This is a genomic window from Dactylosporangium darangshiense (genome assembly GCF_039537565.1).
GTDB lineage: Bacteria > Actinomycetota > Actinomycetes > Mycobacteriales > Micromonosporaceae > Dactylosporangium > Dactylosporangium darangshiense.
In genome coordinates, this window is the sequence record NZ_BAABAT010000037.1 from 47,622 (window position 1) to 65,276 (window position 17,655).

Here is a 17,655-nt window from a genome sequence, read left to right on the forward strand (position 1 = left end):
GTGATCGACGCCGACCGGGTCGGGCCGCGGGACGGTCTTAGGGTGAGAGGCGTTGGCCGTCGACGGATCGATGAGCAGGGAGCAGTACATGCGCGGGGTTGACGTGTTGCGGGCTCGGGTCGTTTCGAGCCGCTCACAACGGTATGTGGACGAAGCGATCTCCGCTTACGGCGCAGGCGCTTATCGGGCGGCGATCCTCTCCCTGTGGATTGCGGTGACCTCGGACCTGATCGACAAGATCCGGCTGCTGGCCGAGCAGGGTGAGCCGGCCGCGGTGGCCAGCGCAAAGGAGCTCGACACCGCAATCGCCAGCGCCGACAAGGTGGCCTTGCAGCGGTTCGAGAACGGACTGCTCGATGTCGCCCGCGACCGGCTGCATTTCATCGGTGCACGCGAGTACGACGAGCTGTCCCGGCTCAAAGTGGATCGGAACCTGTGCGCCCATCCGGCTTACGTTGGCGGCGACGACGAGTTGTTCAGCCCCGGCCCTGAACTGGTCCGGGCCCACCTGGCGGCCGCGGTCGACGGCCTGCTGGCGCACGGGCCCGTCACGGGGCGCAAGGCCATCGACAGATTCATCCGCGAGATCGAGGAGCCGTCGTTTCCGCGCGCGGATGACAAGCTCAGGGAGTATCTGAAGGACAGCTACCTGGATCGCGGCTCCCCGACACTGCGTACCAATCTGATGAAGGTGGTCTGCAAAACGACGCTGTCCGCCGACTTCGAGGAAGCCATCCGATGGCGCGCCACTCGCACCGCGATGGCCATGTTCGATCTGGCGCCGACGGAATTGGAGAACGCCGCCCGGCAGATCCTGAACGACCGGCAGGACGGCCTCGACGATCGGGGGCTGAAGCGACTGGTCTCCGGACTGTGCTACCTGCCGTTCACCTGGGATGCGCTGCGAGCGGGCGCCCGGAATCGCATCGAGCAGTTGCTCCGCGAGATGAGCATCACCGACATGCTCGATACTTATGAACTGTTCGGCCCCCTGCCCGCCGCGCCGGTCGACGGCATGGTGATCGACCGGCTCGCGGACGCGGCCACGGAGGTCGGAAACAGGCGGCGCCCGGTTGACCTTCATCGGCCCGAGCGTCGCCTGCTGCCCAAACTGGAGGAGTTGCTCGCGGAAGAACGGTCCTACATGTTCGCCGCCGGCGTCCTGACCTGGATCAACGCGATATCGGAGCTCGTGAGCGCCGATGACCTGGGCCGCATCCTCGAGATCGCGACGGGCAACACGCAGGTGTACACCTCGGTCCTCGCCAACCAGCAACTGACGGTCCTGCGTGAGGTCACCGCCGCCCTCCCCGGCGCCGACGTGCATTGGCAGGCCTACGACGCCCGGATCGAGGCCCTGTTCCCGAGCCACCCGGCGACGTAGCCGTACCCGCTAAATATCGATGGTGATTGGCAGGAGTGGCACGAAACTGTAACCAAAGCTGACAGAGAGCGCTCTCGCCGTGATCGCCAGATGCCACGTTCGTTGCTGTCGACGTCGACGCCAGCTCTGTCCAATGTGTTCCGTGACGGCCTCCTCCGGAGCGGTCGCTGCGGCACGGAGGTGTTCTGGTCCTGGTGTGCAAGGTTCTGGACCTACTGGCGCGGACGCCCGGTTCCGGGCTGTTTGGCGCCAAGCAACTTGCAGGAATCGAAGTTTGGCGAAATGTGTCTGGTTCGTGCCGCCGGGCACACGTCGCCGAGCGGGTGGGAGGCAGGGGTGTGAGGACTTGTCCGCTGGTCGCCCAACCGTGCAGGTGGCCGTCGGTCCGACCCGTCGTGACGGCAACGGAATGGTAACGATGATGGTGGATGTGCAGGTCGCGCCGAGGCGGACATTGATGCGGCGCTACGCCCCACTTCGTTCATCTTCGATCTTGACAGCTTCCGGGCGGCGTGGTTACGTGCCCGAGGTCTTGGTTGGTGCGCAGTTGATCACCGTCCGATGTGGAACTCAGCGCGCAGCCTGCAGCGGCCGCACGGTCGACCCGACGGGAGTTCCAGGCTGGGTTTTCGACGCTGAACTGCATCCGTCCGGGCCGGGAGCGGGAGAACTCGTGCGCCATTGGCGAGCACCTGCGGACCGGCGTCAGAACCACGGGGGAGGGGCGAAAGGATGGCGCAACACGCACGATCGACACACGGTGGCGGCAGACCGCCGGGCACGCTGGGTAAGCCGGGCGGTCTCGGCGTGCTGGTCGGCAACGGCTCGATATGCGGCCGCCAGGAGGCGGGATGAAGGCCGAACGCAGTGCGAGGGCCAAGCACGTCGGACGGCTGATCAGGGAGGCGCGCAAGCGCAAAGGCTGGTCGCAGACCAAGCTGAACCACCGCTTCCGCGAGCTGTGCGAGCACTTCGGGTTCGACCCGACGACGTACGAACACGTCAAGGTCAAGATCAGCCGGTGGGAGAACGGGAAACGCATTCCCGATCAGCGCAGCCGGCGGCTGCTCGCCCTTGCTCTCGGAGTGCGGCCCGAGTCCTTGGGTCTGCCGCTCGACCCGCTGGACGACTGGCCAACGTGAACGACCGGGACGGGCTCACGCCCTCGGGTCTGTGACCAGCAGTTGAAGGACCTCCAAGAGCAGTGCCGCGTAGGCGTGTAGCCCGCTCGGAACGTCTGTATCGAGCTCGACGGCATCGTCCGGCCGCGCGGCGACGGCCGACTGGCCGTCGTAGCAGCCGGCCACGCCGGATGCGCGGGCGTTGCTCGCGGCGGCTGTCACTCGCTGGCGGCTGCGCCGTACCCGCTCGGCCAATACGTCGTCCACGCGGCCGGACGGCAGGTCGACTGCCGGTAGCAGTCCGTCCGGATCGGCCAGTAGCACCGAGGGCAACACCGGCTTCACGGCCTCAACGCCGTGCAACGTGCCGGCCACCGCCGCCGCCAGCACGGTCGTGGCGAACGCGGCGTAGCTGGCCGCAGCGACCGTGTACGTGGCGAGGCACTGTTCCGCAAAGGTCAGGCGGGCGTCGGTGTGTTCGTCGGCGACGAGCCGGCGGAACAGCGTTGCCGGGTCTTCTTCCGGTGTTGCCTCGAGGGCGTCGGCGGCCTGTTCCTCGGCGAGTACTGCCTGCCCGAACAGCTGCGACGCGTTGTTGCAGGCGAGCCCCAGGTCGCGCAGCTGCGCCGCGACTGCGGACGGCAGCGCGTAGGCGAGGTCTTCCTCGATCACGCTGTGCGACTCGCTCATCCACGGGCCCCCTCCGGAGTTGTGCCGCTCGCAGCGCGGCACCCGTTCGACGCTCATATACGAATCGATCAGCAGTTCACTATCTAACGGCCGGTGGGTAGGTCGTCAATGCCTGCCGGAGTTCATTCATCCGATCTACCCGGCGGCGAAACTGGTTAACCCTGGCCAACTTACGCGCTGCCGCTGAAGCGACGATCCTCGGTGCGTGACCAGCGCATTGCGCCGGTTCGACATCCGCTCGCCACGGTGGCCGTCTGCATCCACGACGCCAGCACGTGAGCGGCTGCATCGTGCCGGCCGACCCTGCACACCCTCGTGGTGTGCGGGCGGCGCTGGTCGCAGGCACCGCGGTTGCGGCGATGACCCCTACCGGGCAGTGCCGACGACCTGATCAACACCGTAGCAGCCGCCGATTCGCGGTAGCTATCGCCCTTCGCCCGTCTCCACCACGTCCGGCCAGACGACCCGTCGTGCCGGTCTTCAGCATGCCGCCGGCCCGGTCCGGTGGCCGGGAGGGACTTTCTGCATGCGACGTACACCCCTCGCCGCCGCGGTCGCTGCGGCCGCGTCGGCAGCTGCCGTGTTCGCCCTCGCCCCGTCGGCGAGCGCCACCCCGGCGTTCCCGGGCGGCGGCAGCGGCGTCCCCGACAGCGCCCCGGTCATCATGACCCTTACCCTCGCCGCCGACCCGTCCGCTGTCTCCGCAGCAGCAGCCGCCGTATCGACCCCGGGTAGTCCCACCTTCGGCCGGCATCTGAACCGCAGCCAGGTCCGGGACCGGTACGGCGCCGACCCGAGCCAGGTCGCCCGCGTCACCCGCTGGGCGAGCAAGGCCGGGTTCCGCGTTGTCGGCCTCGACGACACCAGGTCCCGGCTGACCATCACCGGCAACGTCCGGCAGGCCCGGGCCGCGTTCGGGACCCAGCTGCACGACAGCTCCGTCGCCGGCGTCCGGGTCCGCACCACGGCCTCGGCCCCGCGCATCCCGGCCACGGTCCGCGGCGACGTCCGCGCGGTGTCCGGGCTGAGCCAGCAGGTGGCCCGGCCGCTCATCGCCCGCCCGGCCGCGGTCCCGAACGCCGACGGGCAGTACTGCTCGGCCTACTGGGCCCAGTACAACAAGGCGTCCGTGCCGCAGAAGTACCCGGCCGGCAAGCAATCCAACGTCCTGTGCGGCTACACCGGGCCGCAGCTGCGCGCCATGTACAGCCTCGGCAGCAGCGACCGCGGCCAGGGCCAGACGGTCGTCATCGTCGGCGCCTACACCAGCCCGACGGTGCTCGCCGACGCCAACGCCACGTTCGCCGAGAACGGCGTCCCAGCACTGCCGGCCGACCAGTTCGTCGTGAAGCAGTACAACCTGCCCGGCGGGGCCAGCGGCTGCGACCGCGACGCCTGGACCGCCGAGCAGGCCCTGGACGTGCAGACCGTGCACACCCTCGCCCCGGACGCGCGGATCGTCTACGTCGCCGCCCCGGACTGCACCCAGCTCGAGGAGGCCGTCGCCGCGGTCATCGCCGACCCGTCCGTCGACGCGACGGTCATCTCCGCGTCGTGGGGGATCGTCGGCGAGCCCAACGACAGCGCCTACCTGACTGCGACCAACACGATCCTCGCCCGCGCGGCCCTGCTCGGCATCGGCTTCTACGCCGGGTCCGGCGACTACGGCGACAACTCCAGCCTCGAAGGCGCCACCGGCCCGACCGCCATGTTCCCCGCGTCGTCGCCGTGGGCGACCGCGGTCGGCGGCACCTCCACCGGCCTGGGCGGCAGCAACCAGGTCGTCATGCAGACCGGCTGGGAGTCCGCGGCCAACGTGCTGTCCAGAGGCGCTTGGAAGCGGCTCAGCCCGCCGCTTGCGGGCGGCGCCGGCGGTGGCCCGTCCCACTTCTTCGACAAACCGTCGTGGCAGGCCAACCTGCCCGGCGCCAAGCGGACCGTTCCGGACGTGAGTGCGCTCGCCGACCCCTACACCGGCTTCTACGTCGGCTACACCGTCGGCGGGCAGTACCGGGCCGGGCCGATCGGCGGGACCAGCCTGGCCACGCCGATCATCGCCTCGCTCACCGCGGTCGCGCAGGCCCGCACCGGCGGCATCGCCGTCGTCGGCCTCGCCGCCCCCGTGCTGTACGCGAAGGCGGCCGCCGGGCGGCCGATCGTCACCGACGTCACCCACACGGCCGCCGGGATCTGGACGCCGGCCACCGCGGCCGGGCAGCCGTCCGGCGACTACCTGCTCGACCTCGACGCCGGCGTGCAAAGCCTCAAGACCGGCCCCGGGTACGACCCGGTCACCGGCCTCGGCGCACCCGGCCCGAGCTACCTGACCGACCTCGTGTCATGACCGAGCCCGCCACGCCGGCCCAGACCGGCGCCACCCACCGCCGGGCCCTGGCCGGCGTGGCGGGCGCCGTCGCGGTCGCCGCGATCATGCTCGCCGCCGCGACCTGCCGGGCCCACCCCGGCCGCATCGACGCCCCAGTCCCGGGCCCGTCGGCGACCGGGCCGGCCGCGCAGACCAGCGCCCCGGCCACGCCCACGGCACCGGCGAGCCCGTCGCAGTACCCGGCGGTCCCGGTCGTCCCGGCCGCCGTCCTGCACGACCTGCCCGCGGCGACCACCGACACCACCATCCCCGGCGCGCCCCTCGACACCGACCTGCAGGCGGGGACCGACGGCGCGGTCGTGCACAACCACAGCACCGTGGCCGTGTTCGACCGCCCGGGCGGCCGGCCGGTCGCCACCCTGCCGCCAGTCCAGGCCGGCAGCCCGACCTGGTTGCCGGTCATCGACCGGGAACCCGGCTGGTTCCGCGTCCTGCTGCCCAGCCGTCCCAACCACGCCACAGGCTGGCTTGGCGCCACCGGCCTCGGCGTGGCCCGCACGCCCTACCAGATCCGGGTCAGCATCCACGGCACCCGGCTGCAGCTGCACCGCGACGGCGCCCTGATCGGCCAATGGACCGTCGCGGTCGGCGCCCGGGCCACGCCGACCCCGACCGGGCGGACGTTCCTGCTCGCCTCGGTCGTCGACGACAGCCAGCGGATGTCGCCGCTGATCCTGCCGCTCGGCATCCACAGCCCCACCCTCACGACCTACCACGGCGGCCCGGCCACCACCGCGATCCACTCCTGGCCGAGCAGCGACGTCTACGGCAAACACGTCAGCAACGGCTGCATCCGCGTACCCCTCGACGCGCTGCACGCCCTGGCCACGGTCCCGCTGGGCACCCTCGTCCAGCTCGACCCCTGAACCCGACCGGAAACCAACTCCGGTTCCCGGCCGAGCACATCCATCCGGCTCCACAACCCACACGAAGGGATGAACCGAACGTGAAGCGTCTGCGCCTCGCAACGGTGGTCATCGTCGGTCTCAGCGCCGGCGGCGCCGGCCTGCTGCTCTACACCTCCACGGCCGGCGCCGCGGAAACCCACCGCGACGCCGCCTACGGCATCAGCGCCTCCGGCGCCGCACCGATCGGCGCCAAGCCCTCGGTGTCCAGCACCGACGGCACCACCAAGACCGCCAGCGGCGGCGCCAGCTCCTCCGACGGCACCATCACCCTCAGCTCCGCCACCGTCCGCGCCGGCGGTGGCAAAGCCTCCGCCGAGATCTCCGGCTTCTCCGCCTTCGGCCTCGTCACCGCGTCGCACGCCACCGCGACCTGCACCAACGGGCAGGCGTCCTCCAGCGTGAGCGGCACCCCGGCCGGCTCGGTCGGCCGCAACGCCAAGGTCACCTACGGCGTCAAGTCCACCAACAGCGACGGCTCCACCACCATCATCGCGATGCGCGTCACCGTCACCGCCGGCGCGGGCACCGAGGCGGCCATGATCAACGTCGCCGTCGCCACCTGCGGCGGCCCGACCGGCAGCCCCACCGTCAAGCCCACCACCGTCAAGCCCTCCACCTCGCCCACCGTCACCACGTCGCCGACCATCGGCACCTCACCGACGACGAGCTCGTCGCCCACGACGAGCGCGCCGACGACGGGCGCCCCGACGGCGAGCTCCACCCAGACCTCGCCCGGCGGTGGTGGCACCGGCACGGCCACCGCGGTGCCGCCGTCCCCCGCCACCACCAGGGCGCCCGTCACGGGCTGATCCACCGGCCGGTCCCGGCAACGGCGGGCCGGTGCGCATGTTCTGGATGCCGCCCTGACCGGCGGCGTCCAGAACGCTCCCGCTCGAGTACGCCTACCAGAGACCGGCTGCCGCTGGCGCCGACCGCGCCGGGCACCCCCCAACACGCACCAGAAGGAGCTCGTCATGAACCGTGCGGCGACTGCGCACCACGCTGCGCAGTACGTCGCCTGGCACCGCGACCAGGTCTTTAAGGGACAACCGCTAGCCGCCTGACCCGACCGCCAGTCCCGGCTTCGACCGTGGCCGGCAACCTGCAAGCGCTACCGTTGGCGAGCATGCCGCACGTCAACGAGGACCCGTTCCGCCCTGGGTCACGCCCGCTGGTGTCCACAGAGCCGGACATGCCGCCTGGGGTGCACGCAATGCTGAGGGTCCACGGGATCGCTTGCAATGATGCCGGGCTCGCGGTCCTCGAAGCCGAGTCACAGTTCGCCCGAGCCGCGGACGCGCTCGACCGGCACTCGGCCGACGCCAATCCGGCCACCGTCACCGGCTGGGTCAACGACGAGCTGCACGCAGCGCACCTCGAACACCTCGAACGGCTCATCGCGATCTACGCCCGCACCGCGGCACAGTACGCGACGCTCGCGGTCGAAATCGCCAGCGCCGTCGCCGACGGACGGCCGCACCCCGGCCAGGCGGAACTTGCACCGTTGCCGTCCGACGTCCTGTCACTGGCCGAGCTGCATGTCCCGCGGCTGCAGATTCCACCATCGGCTGTCCGCAGGCGGTGGTTGCACCGGCTGCCGGACATCAACGCCGAGCTGTCCACCGCGCACGAACACGCGCTTACGGCGATGCGCCACGCCGAGAGCACTCCGGTCGCCTTCAACGACCTTCGCCAGCACAGCGAATACAGCGCCCCCTACCTCTTGGAGGCCGACGTTCCAGCAACGTTGCACGAGTATGCCTCGCAGTGCGCTCTGGCCGTGTCGATCATGTATGCATCCGGGGAGTGAGCCGGCGGCCGTTGGGTACCACGCGGGCGGGAATGCATGGCCGACAAGATCCGTCCAGCCAGTCCTCGCCGTGCTCTACTACCTGGTCAAGGTCGGTGGTGAGCCGGTCCTCGTCCGAGGCGGTCAATCAAGGGTCAGGTGGTGCGTTCGATGCATGACCATCGACGACCGGCTCCCGGGACGCAGGGGTGGGTGAACCAGGAGCAGCAGGCTTGGTGAGCCGTCGACCCATGGGATGGGGTCGGGAGTAGCATGTCGTTGCCCGTGCATGGCCATGCCGATTTCGTTGGAGCTAGTCCGGAATACGCACCAGGTGAACACACCCTCCGCAGGTCGCTGGTCGACCGTTGACGAGCTGGCGTTGGTTGCTCGTCAGTCCGTTCGCCGTTTCGAACTGATCAGCTGCCTCGATGCGCTGTACGACGTTTCTTGGCGGTCAGCACGGCAGCTTCCGAGCCTCGCGTTCCTGATCGGGCAGGCCCTCGCCGGGGAGCCGGTCGGGGAGCGTCCGGCTGGACCCGACAAGGTTGCCGACTGGCTGCAGGCCATCCGGCGTCGAGTGCCGCTCGTTGACGAGTATCAGCAGGCGGAACGGCTTGACCCGGATCTTCGCGTGCACGTGTTCTGGGACGACCGAATGTGGCCGCTACATCCGGGCCTCCTCCAGGACCCGGAGCAGGTTGTTGAGCAGTTACGCCGTTACGCCGTTGCGGCTGACCCTGTGCTTGTGCCGGTGCTCGGGTTCGGCATCGCCGATGTGATGACGATCGGTCTGCGCGCCATAGCGATGCAGGCAGCGTTCCGAACAGGCCGGCGCGGCGGGATGTCGAGCGCCGAGGACAGCGAGCGGGCCCAGCCGACCTCTGGGTCGTTGATCGAGTTCTGCCGCGAGGTCGATGCCGAAGGGTTGCCGTCCTGGCTGCAATTCCCAGGCGATCTGCAGGTCGATGACCGGCTCCGGGCCGCGGTTGCCTGGTGCACCCGGGACGCCGCCGAGGTCTCACGCAGTACGTGGCTGCTGGACGGCGCGTTGCTCGTCCAGGCTCTGGACGCCGTGCTGCCCGTCCCGGCGGTATTGGTGCTTGACGCGCTCGCGACGATCGGCACGCAGCTGCTGAGTCTTGCGGGCAAGAGGAGCCCGGCCACGGCGTCGAGCCTGCTGGATGAGGCTGAGCGGGCGTTCGCGGTGAGTGTGCGCGGCCTGGGCACCCACTTTGTCGGCCCGGTGCAGTGTGCCCGATCGGGCAGGCTGACCGGAGCGATGTTTCCCGCCAGTCGGCGACTCGTTGCCGTCCAGGTCGCCGTCGGTACGAACGAGCGGGAGACCGCTCGAGAGGCCGACCGGGCACGACGCCGGCTCGCCGCGGTCAAAGTTGGCCACGCCCTGACAATGGACATCGGCGCCTCGAACGCCGAGCGGCTGGCGACCCTGATGGGTCCCCACGGCCCGCTCAGGCCCGGAGAAGCAGCGACGACGGCGCTGATTGCCGGCAGCACGGTGATTCGCCGGGTAGTCATCGTCGACGGGCCGTGGAACGCTCCGGACAAGGTCCGGCCCGGCACGGTCTTCGTGACGCTGGATGCCTGGCGGCAGATCGCCGCCAGCGTCGGCGGCGATCACGAGGAGTTCTGGGCATTTCTCGACGAGCTCGCGGAGCTGCCCGGCTTGCGGATGATCGAAGGCGCCACGCCCCTGACGCTGTGGGACACGTTCCAGCGCCAAGGCGTCCTGTTCAACGCCGCGATGAGCCAGTTCCAGCCCGGACCCGACGTCGCCAGCCGGTGGGAACGCCGCGCGGCATGCGACGCCTACGAGATCGTGCTGCGATGTGTCGGCCTTCCCGGACTGCGTGACTGGCCGTTCGCGGCGACCCCGACCAATGATTCCTTGACCGTCGGCCAGACCACCCCCTACGAGCACGCGGTCGTCAACGCAGACCCACCAGTCGTGTTCGTGGTGGACGCGGACAGCGCCGAGGAGCGCTTGTGGACCCAGCTGCTCGGCGACGCGATCCGCACCGGGTTGACCGAGCTGGCGACCGCGACGGGCGGCGACCTTGCCGCCGGGTGGCGGGCGTGGACCAGCGCCATCCCCGACGCCATCTGCGTCACCTTCTACGCCTTGCCGGCCAACGCGCAGCAGGCGGTAAAACTGCTCGCGTTCGACGGGATCACCGCTCACCTCGGCTACGTACCGCCCGCGAACCTGACCGCCACGCCGCCGATGCTGCACCAGCAGCTCGGCGACGTGCTCTGGTGCCTGCTCGTCACCACGCTCGCCGCCCGAGACCAGCAGACCACCGGCAGCCACATCGTGAACGCTGCCACCGCGGCAGCCGAGCACGACGACGCTCGCCACGCCGGCGAGGCGTTCCAGCAGGCATGGGCGCAGCTGCCCCTCACCGCGACGTTTCACAGGACGTCGTCCGCGCGCCGTCCAGCCACCCGAGCCGTCGCGGCCACGCTGAGCGAAGGGGCCCGCGCACGAGCGCAACGGTCCATCACGAGCTATATGGCCGGCCGCATCAGCCTGGACACGCCGGTTGACGATCTTGACCAGGTCCTCCTCGGCGAGGTCGCAGCCGGCACGGTGGAGCTACTGCTCGATGAGCTCTCGCAGTTCGGGTCAGCCGCAGCGTTGCGCACGGCCGCGGTCGCCGTCGAGCGCCTCTGGGCCACCCGGACCCGCACCGACGACGATCGGGTCCTGCGACGCGCCTTGGGCTATCCCACGGAGTCCGCCGTCGACGACGTCGCCGTCGGGAACATCGTGGCCAGCCGCGCGGCCGACCTGCTGACCGAGGCGATCGCCGGGCACTGCCCCGAAACCGGGCTGGCCATGGACCACCGGGACTGGCACCGGCTGTTCAACCTCGCCGCCGTGCTGGTCCATCTCCTCGGCAGCCGCGACCAGGCACGCGCCGGCATCAGTTCCGACGGCCACACCGACGCCGAGGACCGCGACCTACCGTTCTACGCCGAGCGCTACACCGCCGACATCCACCGCACCCACGACGCTCGCCACGGCCGGACGCTGCTCAGCGTGTCTGAACCGGACCCGGCATCACCACCGGGCCCCGACGACGGGCAATTCGTGTCGTGGAGCGACATCGTGCGTGAGCGGATTCAGGCGTCGCGGAAGTCGCCGTTGCACCAGCAAGCGGCCAGAGCCGCGCTGGCGGCCAACACCATCCTCGTCGCCGCCTACGGCACCGGCTTTGACGAAATCTTCGCCGTCCTCGCCGCCGCCGCTGATTGGGAAACCAGGGACGAGGTCGCCGAAGTCCGCGTCGTCGAGCTCGTCGAGACCGTCCGCAGCTGGTCCGGGCTGCAGCCGGATCGGCTCCACCAGGCAGTCGATCTACTGACCCTGCATGCCGGCATCGCTGCCCGGATCACGATCGGCGAACCGCCACGACCACTCGGCGAGCGCCTGTCCGGCAGACCCTTCCTCCCGGCACCCGACCGGTCGGCGACGCTGCTGGTGATGCCCCGCCGCGTCGCCTGTGCAGCCGAACTGCTCCTTGCCACCGTTCACGTTGCCCGCCTACCCTGGCCGGACGCACCAGCCGAGGTGAGCCGGGCCTTCAAGGATTGGGAGCAGTGCGAGCAGAGGGCGTTCGAAGCGGACGTCGAACGCGAAGCTACGGCGCCCAACCGAATTCTGATCCCGCGACTCAAGAAGAATCGGGCAGCGAAGTGGGGCATCGCCATTCCCGGCGAAATCGACCTCATCGTGATCGACGTCGACCAGCGTCGAGTGTTCGTCATGGAGGCAAAGGCCGGACACGTCGCCACCGACATGGAGCGGGTGCTGTACGACATCATCGACTACCACGGCACACCGGACTCGGGCCATGCACGCTGGACGGGTTTCCGCTCCCCGCGCAGCGGCCCGTATCTGCCCAAACTCATGAACAAGGCGGACGCGATCCGAGGCCAACTCGGCGCGTTGCTCCGCGCGCACGACCTGGACGCCGAGGCGGACGGCTGGCGTGTGATCGCGATGGTGGTGACCCCCGCCCCGGTCCCCGCCGCCTACGTGCCGCAACCCATAATCCCGTTCGCCACCATTGACTGCCTGTCGCAGGTCCTGGCGGATCCCGCTACGCCCGGTCCCGGGCCCCAGGTTCGATACGACATGACGTCGACGCTGGATGACGGCCGCTAGATGCATGGCGAGTCGGCGTCGACCAGCCGCATGCAATGGCACTACGGCTGTTCGCCGACGGGGACGTGGGCCGGTCGTGGTGGCGGATCCAGGCGCGCATCCGCTCCACGTCCCCCTGCCGGTGATCGCCCAGCTGCGGATGGCGCTCATCAGCCGACTCCGGCGGCGCTGCATCGGGTGGACTCTGCAGCTCCAGCTTGGTGCGCCGGACTGCGCGGAGTAGGTCCCGTCGTCGCACGGTAGCCCACGTCGTCGAGCGCAACGCCACGTCGCCGGACCCGTTAAGCCACCCCTGTCGCAGCCGACGGGCGCTCGATTCCTCCGCCCGGACGCGCGGCCGTCGCCAGCCGCTTCGCGCCCCCGCGCTGGGTCCAGGCCCAGCGGCCAGCTGCACGCGGTCGACCCTTGACTATCCACTGCGGACGGACGCGGAAACTGGTTAACACTGGCCAACTGTTGCGGGCGCCGCGGCGTTGGCAGGCTCGATGGCAAGGGAAAGTACCGGTTCCGGTCGCTAGGTGGCCGTCCATCCACCGCACGCGAACGGAGTGCGATGCGTCTGGCCGGGAGGTCCGGCCCGGCGCTCGGCCGGCCGGTCGTCTGCGCGGGGACCCCCGTGCGCCCGCGCAGACGACTGCGGCCTTGTCAGAGCGCTTTCCCCCCATTGTCCATTGTGGAAGGGGCATCGCGCTGTGCCGTCTCGTTCATCGCCGGGCACCACACCAACCCGTGGCCGCCCGGTCGCCGGGCCTGGTGTGCTCACTGGCCGCCGCGGCCGGACGCCGGAGCGGTCGCTGCCGCAGGCACCGTCATACGACCACGTTCTTGAGCCGCGGCCGGTGCCGCGCGAGCTCAGCGACAGCTCGCCGCTGCGGCGGGCGTGGTTGCGGGCCGCGTCGCTGCGGCCGGGCTGCCCGCCGGTCGTGGTGTCCTCGGCGGACGGCGGAGTGGGCCGGTCGACGATTGTCGCCTCGCTCGGCGCGGTCCTTGCCGCGGCGATGCCGGGTCCGCCCGCGGCGGTCGACGCGACCGCCCGCGGCTGGGGCGGCCTAGAGCATCGGGTGCCGCGCCGCAACGACGGCACCGTCTGGGACCTGTTCGCCGCGCTGCTCCACGCCGGCCACCTGGACCCGGCCGTGCTGGACGCGGCGATGCAGCACGGCACGTCCGGGCTGCACACCGCGATCGGTGAGGTCCGGCGCACGGCGACGCGCCGTCCGACGGTCCTCGCCGAGAGCGTGCGGGTCGTCGAAGCGTTGCGCGGCCCGTATCCGCTCGTCCTTGTCGACGCTCCGGTCGCTGACGTTGCCGGGGTGTGGCAGCTGTTCGCCGGGGCGTGCCCGGTGCTGGTGGCCCGGGCCGGCGTGGACAGCGTGCAGCACACCATGCGGCTGCTGAGCCAGCTGCGCGGTGTCGGCCTGGACGAGGCGACGGCCCGCACGGTGGTCGCGGTGACGGCGACCGTGCCGCGCCCGGCCCGGCAGGTCCGCGCCGCCGTGCGGCAGCTGGCCGCCGGGGTGTCGGCGGTGGTGAGCGTGCCGTTCGACGAGCACCTCGCCCGGCCCGAACCGGTCGACCTCGCCCGGCTGCGCAAACCGGCCCGGCACGCCCTGGTCGCGCTCACCGACGCGGTCCTGGCCGGCTGCCCGGCAGACCCCGACCAGGCCGCGGGCCTGCTGTCCAGCCCGACCAGGACGCACTCGGCCGCCGAGGACACCGGATCTGCGGACAGAAGGGCCCGCTGATGCTTACCCACGCTGCGGCCTACCTAGCCGCGAAGGCCGCGAACGCGTACGCGCTCGACCCGACACCGACGCCCACCGGTGCAGGGGACCTGCCGGGCGGGTTCGACTGGTCCAGGATCGGCCCGGACCCGAAGCAGGTGCCCCGGTCCGACCTGTTCTATTCGCTGATCAACGGGGCGCTCTTCCTCGGCGTCGCGGCAGCGCTGACCGGCCTGATCGGCGGCGCGATTGTGTTCGGGATCGGCCCCGTGTTCGGTGCCCACATCCTGTCCGACCGCGGCAAGACAATGATGTGGAAGGCATCGCTGGTGGCGATCATTATCGGGTCGCCGGTGGCCATCATCAGCTTCTTCCTCAAGCAGTAGGCGCTCGCGATGAGCGACTACCGGCCCGTCTTCGACGCGCCCGCCGGGGCTCCTCGGCCGCTGCCCTGGCTCCTGGCCGTCCTGCTGCTGCTCGGTGCCGGCGCCGCGATCGACCGGTGGGTACTGCCCCATCACCCGGCCGCGGCAGGTCCGGCCACGACTTCGACCGCCGAGCCCGGCCCACCGGCCGCCGATGCCGGACAGCTTCCGGCCACCGCCCGCGGCGCGGGAGACGCCGCCGCCCGCCTGGAGACCCTCCTCGCCGACGCTATGCAGCACCCGGCCGATGAAGCACGGCCGCGGATCGCGGCGGTCATCGCGCCCGACGCGAGTGGCCTGGCCGACCAGCTCGCCGGTGGCGCACCGGCCGCGACCCCGACCGGTGCGTCCACCGTGGTCCGCCAAACGCTGGTCGCCCGCGTCTGGACCCAGGACGCCGCCAACCCGGCCGTCCTCGCGGTCGGCACGCGGATCGAGGTGCAGACCTACGGCCTGGCGCTGCTCGGCACCGACACCAACGGCACCGGCGCCGCCCCGACCACCGCCCTGACCGGCGGGTGGACGGTGCACGACCTGACCGTCGAGCTCACCGACACCGGCTGGCGGCTCGTCGCCCTCAAGACACCGGTCCCGGCGCCGCCGCCGGACGTGCGCGGCACGCTGCGCGACGGCAGCCCACGCGACCTGCAGCTGCTGACCCGGGTCCTCGGCCCGGACAGTTGGACCCCCGGCACCCCCGCATGACCGCCCCCATCGCACACCCGGGCCGGCGGGCCGGGCTTCGGCGGCTGCTCACCGTCCTCGTCGGCGTGATCCTGGCCGTGGCGGTCGGGGCCGGCCGCGCGGCGGCCGAGCCGAGCCCGGCACCGAGCCCGCCGGTGCCGTCCACGCCACACCCGACCGGGTCGCCGACGACGCCCGCGCCACCGGCGCCCTCGGAGACGGACATCCCGGGATGCGGCGGCACCGTTCCCGGCACGGTCCAGCGGTGGTGCTTCCTGTGGGTCCGCTACACGACCAGCCCACCGGCGGGCGCCCCGTCGCACTGGATCACCGCCTGCGCGCAGGGCCTGACCAACGAGCAGCTGCAGCAGTGCCAAACCGTGGCGCTGACCCTGGACGACCGGCCCGGCGACGGCACCCCGACCGTGCTGTCCGACGTCGCGCCCGGCATCCCGAGCGCGCCCGAGCTCGTGCGCTGCGAGCTGTTCGCCGAACGCGGCGCCGCGGACCCGGGCAACGCCAACCGCTGGAACTACAAACGCGACCAGTGCCGGATCTGGGCCGCCACGTTGTCGCACCAGCTGCGCGACCCCGGCGACGGCAGCACCCCGCCGAGCACGCCACCCAGCGACGGCGACAGCGACTGCGGGCTGACCGACGTGTCGTGCCAGGTGCAGAACATCCTGAACAACGCCATCTCCAACGGCATCCAGGGCCTGGTCAACATGACCGTCAAGTGCATGGCCTGGCTGCTCGGCGAGGTCGCCAAGGCCGTGTTCGACGTGACCGCACCGCCGAAACCCGACGAGGCGTTCTACTTCACCTACAACTCCACCGCGTCGATCCTGCTGCTGTTCGTCCTGCTGTTCTTCATCATCACAGTGATCATCAACGGGCTGCGGGTCAACGGCCCCGGCCCACTCGCCACACTCGGCGGGCTGGTCCGCGCGATGCTCGGCATCCTGTTCGCCGGCGGCCTCGCCTGGATCATCGTCGCGGCCTGGGACGAGGCCACCACGTCCCTGATCAACGCCAACAGCAACCAGCGCTGGGACGCCGCACTGTGGGTCAAGGCCGTCTCCACGCTGTCCGTCGGCGGCGGCACCGCGCTGCTGGCACTGCTCATCGCCGGGCTGTCAATCATCGGGCTGCTGCTGCTCCTCATCACCCAGCTGTTCCGTTCCGAGCTCGCCGAAGGCGCCGCACTGCTCGGCGCGTTCGCGATGACTGGGCAGGTGGCGCCGGAAACGAAGCACTGGGCGCGCCGCTGGTTCTGGACCCTCAACGCCCTCGGCATGTCGCGGTTCGTGACGGTCGAGCTGTGGATCTACGGCACCCGGTCGGCGTACGAGTCCGACCTAATCACGGCCGGGAAAGGGCTGCTGATCATCTGGATGATGGTCATGACGCCGTGGGTACTGCTGCGGCTGCTGACGATCGTCGACGGCTACCTGTCCGACATCAACGCCCGCGGCGTCATGGCCGCCTTCGGCGCGCAAGCCGCGCAGGCCGCAGGCGACGCGCCCGGATCGCCCTCGTCAGGCAGCCCGGGCGAGCAAGCGGCGCAACTGATGAACGGCAACCTCGCCGACCTGCCGGGCGAGCAGCACTCCCCAGGCAACGTGGCGAGCGAGTCGGGTCGCGGCGGTGTCGGCAAGGCGGAGCCGCAACGCGAGCTGACCGACGGGCCGAAAGCGCAGGGGGCGGACGCGGTCAGCGGCGCTGGCGACGGCACCGCCGCCGGCGACCCGCACGGCGCCGGCGGTCCGGCTTCGGGCGGCAGCGAGGGTGGACCGGACGCTGGCGGGGCGGACCACCCGAACGCGGATGAGGCCGCCGGGGTCCAGCAGCACAGCCAGCAGGCCAAAGCCGACCTGAACGCCGCAACCACCACCGCCACCGGTGGTAGCAGTGCAGGTGTGCCGCCCGGCGGGACCGGCGCCGGAAACGGTCAGCCCTCGGGCACGTCCGGCACCGCGGCCGATGACGGCGATCCGGCGCCCAGCACGGGGAGCGGTGGCGGGGACGGCGGTGGTGCGGCGTCCGGCATGGCGGGGTCCACCGACGCGGACCCGCTCATCGCGGCGGCCGGCGCCGAGCACCACCAGTACGCCGAATCGATGTCCCCGTCCGGCTCAGTGCAGCCGCTGGACACGTTCATCCCGGGCGCCGAGCACGGCGGCGGATCGGGCGAGCCCGGCGGCGCGGGCGACAGCCCACCCGGTGGAGAACCCCCGACTCCGCCGACCGGCGGCGCCGGGAGCGGGGGTGGTGGTGCGGCCGGCGGCGGGGCCGCCGCGGGCGCCGCCGAGGTCCCGATCATCCCTGTCTGACCGACCCTGCCGATGCCGA

General features: G+C 71.1%; 12 protein-coding genes. 11 read left to right on the forward strand and 1 reads right to left on the reverse strand.

The genetic code is table 11. From position 1 onward, the window contains the following. The first annotated feature begins 88 nt into the window (after positions 1–88). Together ABD901_RS42820 and ABD901_RS42825 are read left to right on the forward strand one after the other, a co-directional pair. Complete coding sequence (locus tag ABD901_RS42820; RefSeq protein WP_345136677.1) at positions 89–1,384, forward strand: hypothetical protein; 1,296 nt, start codon at positions 89–91, stop codon at positions 1,382–1,384. An 851-nt stretch (positions 1,385–2,235) separates the two neighbouring features. Then, the gene (locus ABD901_RS42825) at positions 2,236–2,526 is read left to right on the forward strand and encodes a helix-turn-helix domain-containing protein (RefSeq protein ID WP_345136679.1); all 291 of its coding nucleotides are present in this window, start codon (positions 2,236–2,238) and stop codon (positions 2,524–2,526) included. A gap of 15 nt (positions 2,527–2,541) precedes the next feature. Here the strand turns inward: ABD901_RS42825 and ABD901_RS42830 are convergent, their stop codons facing one another. After that, positions 2,542–3,252 carry a hypothetical protein gene (locus ABD901_RS42830; protein ID WP_345136680.1) on the reverse strand — a complete coding sequence of 237 codons (711 nt, stop codon included), beginning with the start codon at positions 3,250–3,252 and terminating at the stop codon, positions 2,542–2,544. Between the two features lie 469 nt (positions 3,253–3,721). Between ABD901_RS42830 and ABD901_RS42835 the strand changes: the two genes are divergently transcribed. The 9 genes from ABD901_RS42835 (at position 3,722) to ABD901_RS42875 (ending at position 17,636) form a co-directional block, all read left to right on the forward strand. Then, positions 3,722–5,539, forward strand: a complete 1,818-nt coding sequence (locus ABD901_RS42835; protein WP_345136683.1) for a S53 family peptidase — start codon at positions 3,722–3,724, stop codon at positions 5,537–5,539. Further along, a complete protein-coding gene (locus tag ABD901_RS42840) occupies positions 5,536–6,447 on the forward strand; it encodes a L,D-transpeptidase (protein WP_345136689.1) in 912 nt (303 codons plus the stop codon). The genes ABD901_RS42835 and ABD901_RS42840 overlap by 4 nt, the downstream gene beginning before the upstream one ends. A gap of 80 nt (positions 6,448–6,527) precedes the next feature. Then, positions 6,528–7,298 (forward strand): hypothetical protein, encoded by a 771-nt coding sequence (locus ABD901_RS42845; RefSeq protein ID WP_345136690.1) that lies wholly within the window; start codon positions 6,528–6,530, stop codon positions 7,296–7,298. 281 nt (positions 7,299–7,579) lie between these two features. Beyond that, positions 7,580–8,299 (forward strand): hypothetical protein, encoded by a 720-nt coding sequence (locus ABD901_RS42850; RefSeq protein WP_345136692.1) that lies wholly within the window; start codon positions 7,580–7,582, stop codon positions 8,297–8,299. A gap of 268 nt (positions 8,300–8,567) precedes the next feature. Then, entirely contained in the window at positions 8,568–12,470 is a 3,903-nt protein-coding gene (locus ABD901_RS42855; protein WP_345136694.1) for a hypothetical protein, read from the forward strand. 839 nt (positions 12,471–13,309) lie between these two features. Continuing rightward, entirely contained in the window at positions 13,310–14,215 is a 906-nt protein-coding gene (locus ABD901_RS42860) for a CpaE/TadZ family protein (protein ID WP_345136696.1), read from the forward strand. Next, positions 14,215–14,580 carry a hypothetical protein gene (locus ABD901_RS42865; protein WP_345136698.1) on the forward strand — a complete coding sequence of 122 codons (366 nt, stop codon included), beginning with the start codon at positions 14,215–14,217 and terminating at the stop codon, positions 14,578–14,580. Before ABD901_RS42860 ends, ABD901_RS42865 begins: the two co-directional genes overlap by 1 nt. Before the next feature lie 9 nt (positions 14,581–14,589). Further along, entirely contained in the window at positions 14,590–15,324 is a 735-nt protein-coding gene (locus ABD901_RS42870) for a hypothetical protein (RefSeq protein ID WP_345136701.1), read from the forward strand. Next, entirely contained in the window at positions 15,321–17,636 is a 2,316-nt protein-coding gene (locus tag ABD901_RS42875) for a hypothetical protein (protein ID WP_345136703.1), read from the forward strand. Before ABD901_RS42870 ends, ABD901_RS42875 begins: the two co-directional genes overlap by 4 nt. Positions 17,637–17,655: the final 19 nt, after the last annotated feature.

Coding starts and splice junctions, on each gene's coding strand:
- ABD901_RS42830 (WP_345136680.1), bottom strand. CDS start 3,252: ATGAGCGTCGAACGGGTGCCGCGCTGCGAGCGGCACAACTCCGGAGGG.
- ABD901_RS42875 (WP_345136703.1), top strand. CDS start 15,321: ATGACCGCCCCCATCGCACACCCGGGCCGGCGGGCCGGGCTTCGGCGG.
- ABD901_RS42865 (WP_345136698.1), top strand. CDS start 14,215: ATGCTTACCCACGCTGCGGCCTACCTAGCCGCGAAGGCCGCGAACGCG.
- ABD901_RS42855 (WP_345136694.1), top strand. CDS start 8,568: ATGGCCATGCCGATTTCGTTGGAGCTAGTCCGGAATACGCACCAGGTG.
- ABD901_RS42825 (WP_345136679.1), top strand. CDS start 2,236: ATGAAGGCCGAACGCAGTGCGAGGGCCAAGCACGTCGGACGGCTGATC.
- ABD901_RS42820 (WP_345136677.1), top strand. CDS start 89: ATGCGCGGGGTTGACGTGTTGCGGGCTCGGGTCGTTTCGAGCCGCTCA.
- ABD901_RS42835 (WP_345136683.1), top strand. CDS start 3,722: ATGCGACGTACACCCCTCGCCGCCGCGGTCGCTGCGGCCGCGTCGGCA.
- ABD901_RS42840 (WP_345136689.1), top strand. CDS start 5,536: ATGACCGAGCCCGCCACGCCGGCCCAGACCGGCGCCACCCACCGCCGG.
- ABD901_RS42870 (WP_345136701.1), top strand. CDS start 14,590: ATGAGCGACTACCGGCCCGTCTTCGACGCGCCCGCCGGGGCTCCTCGG.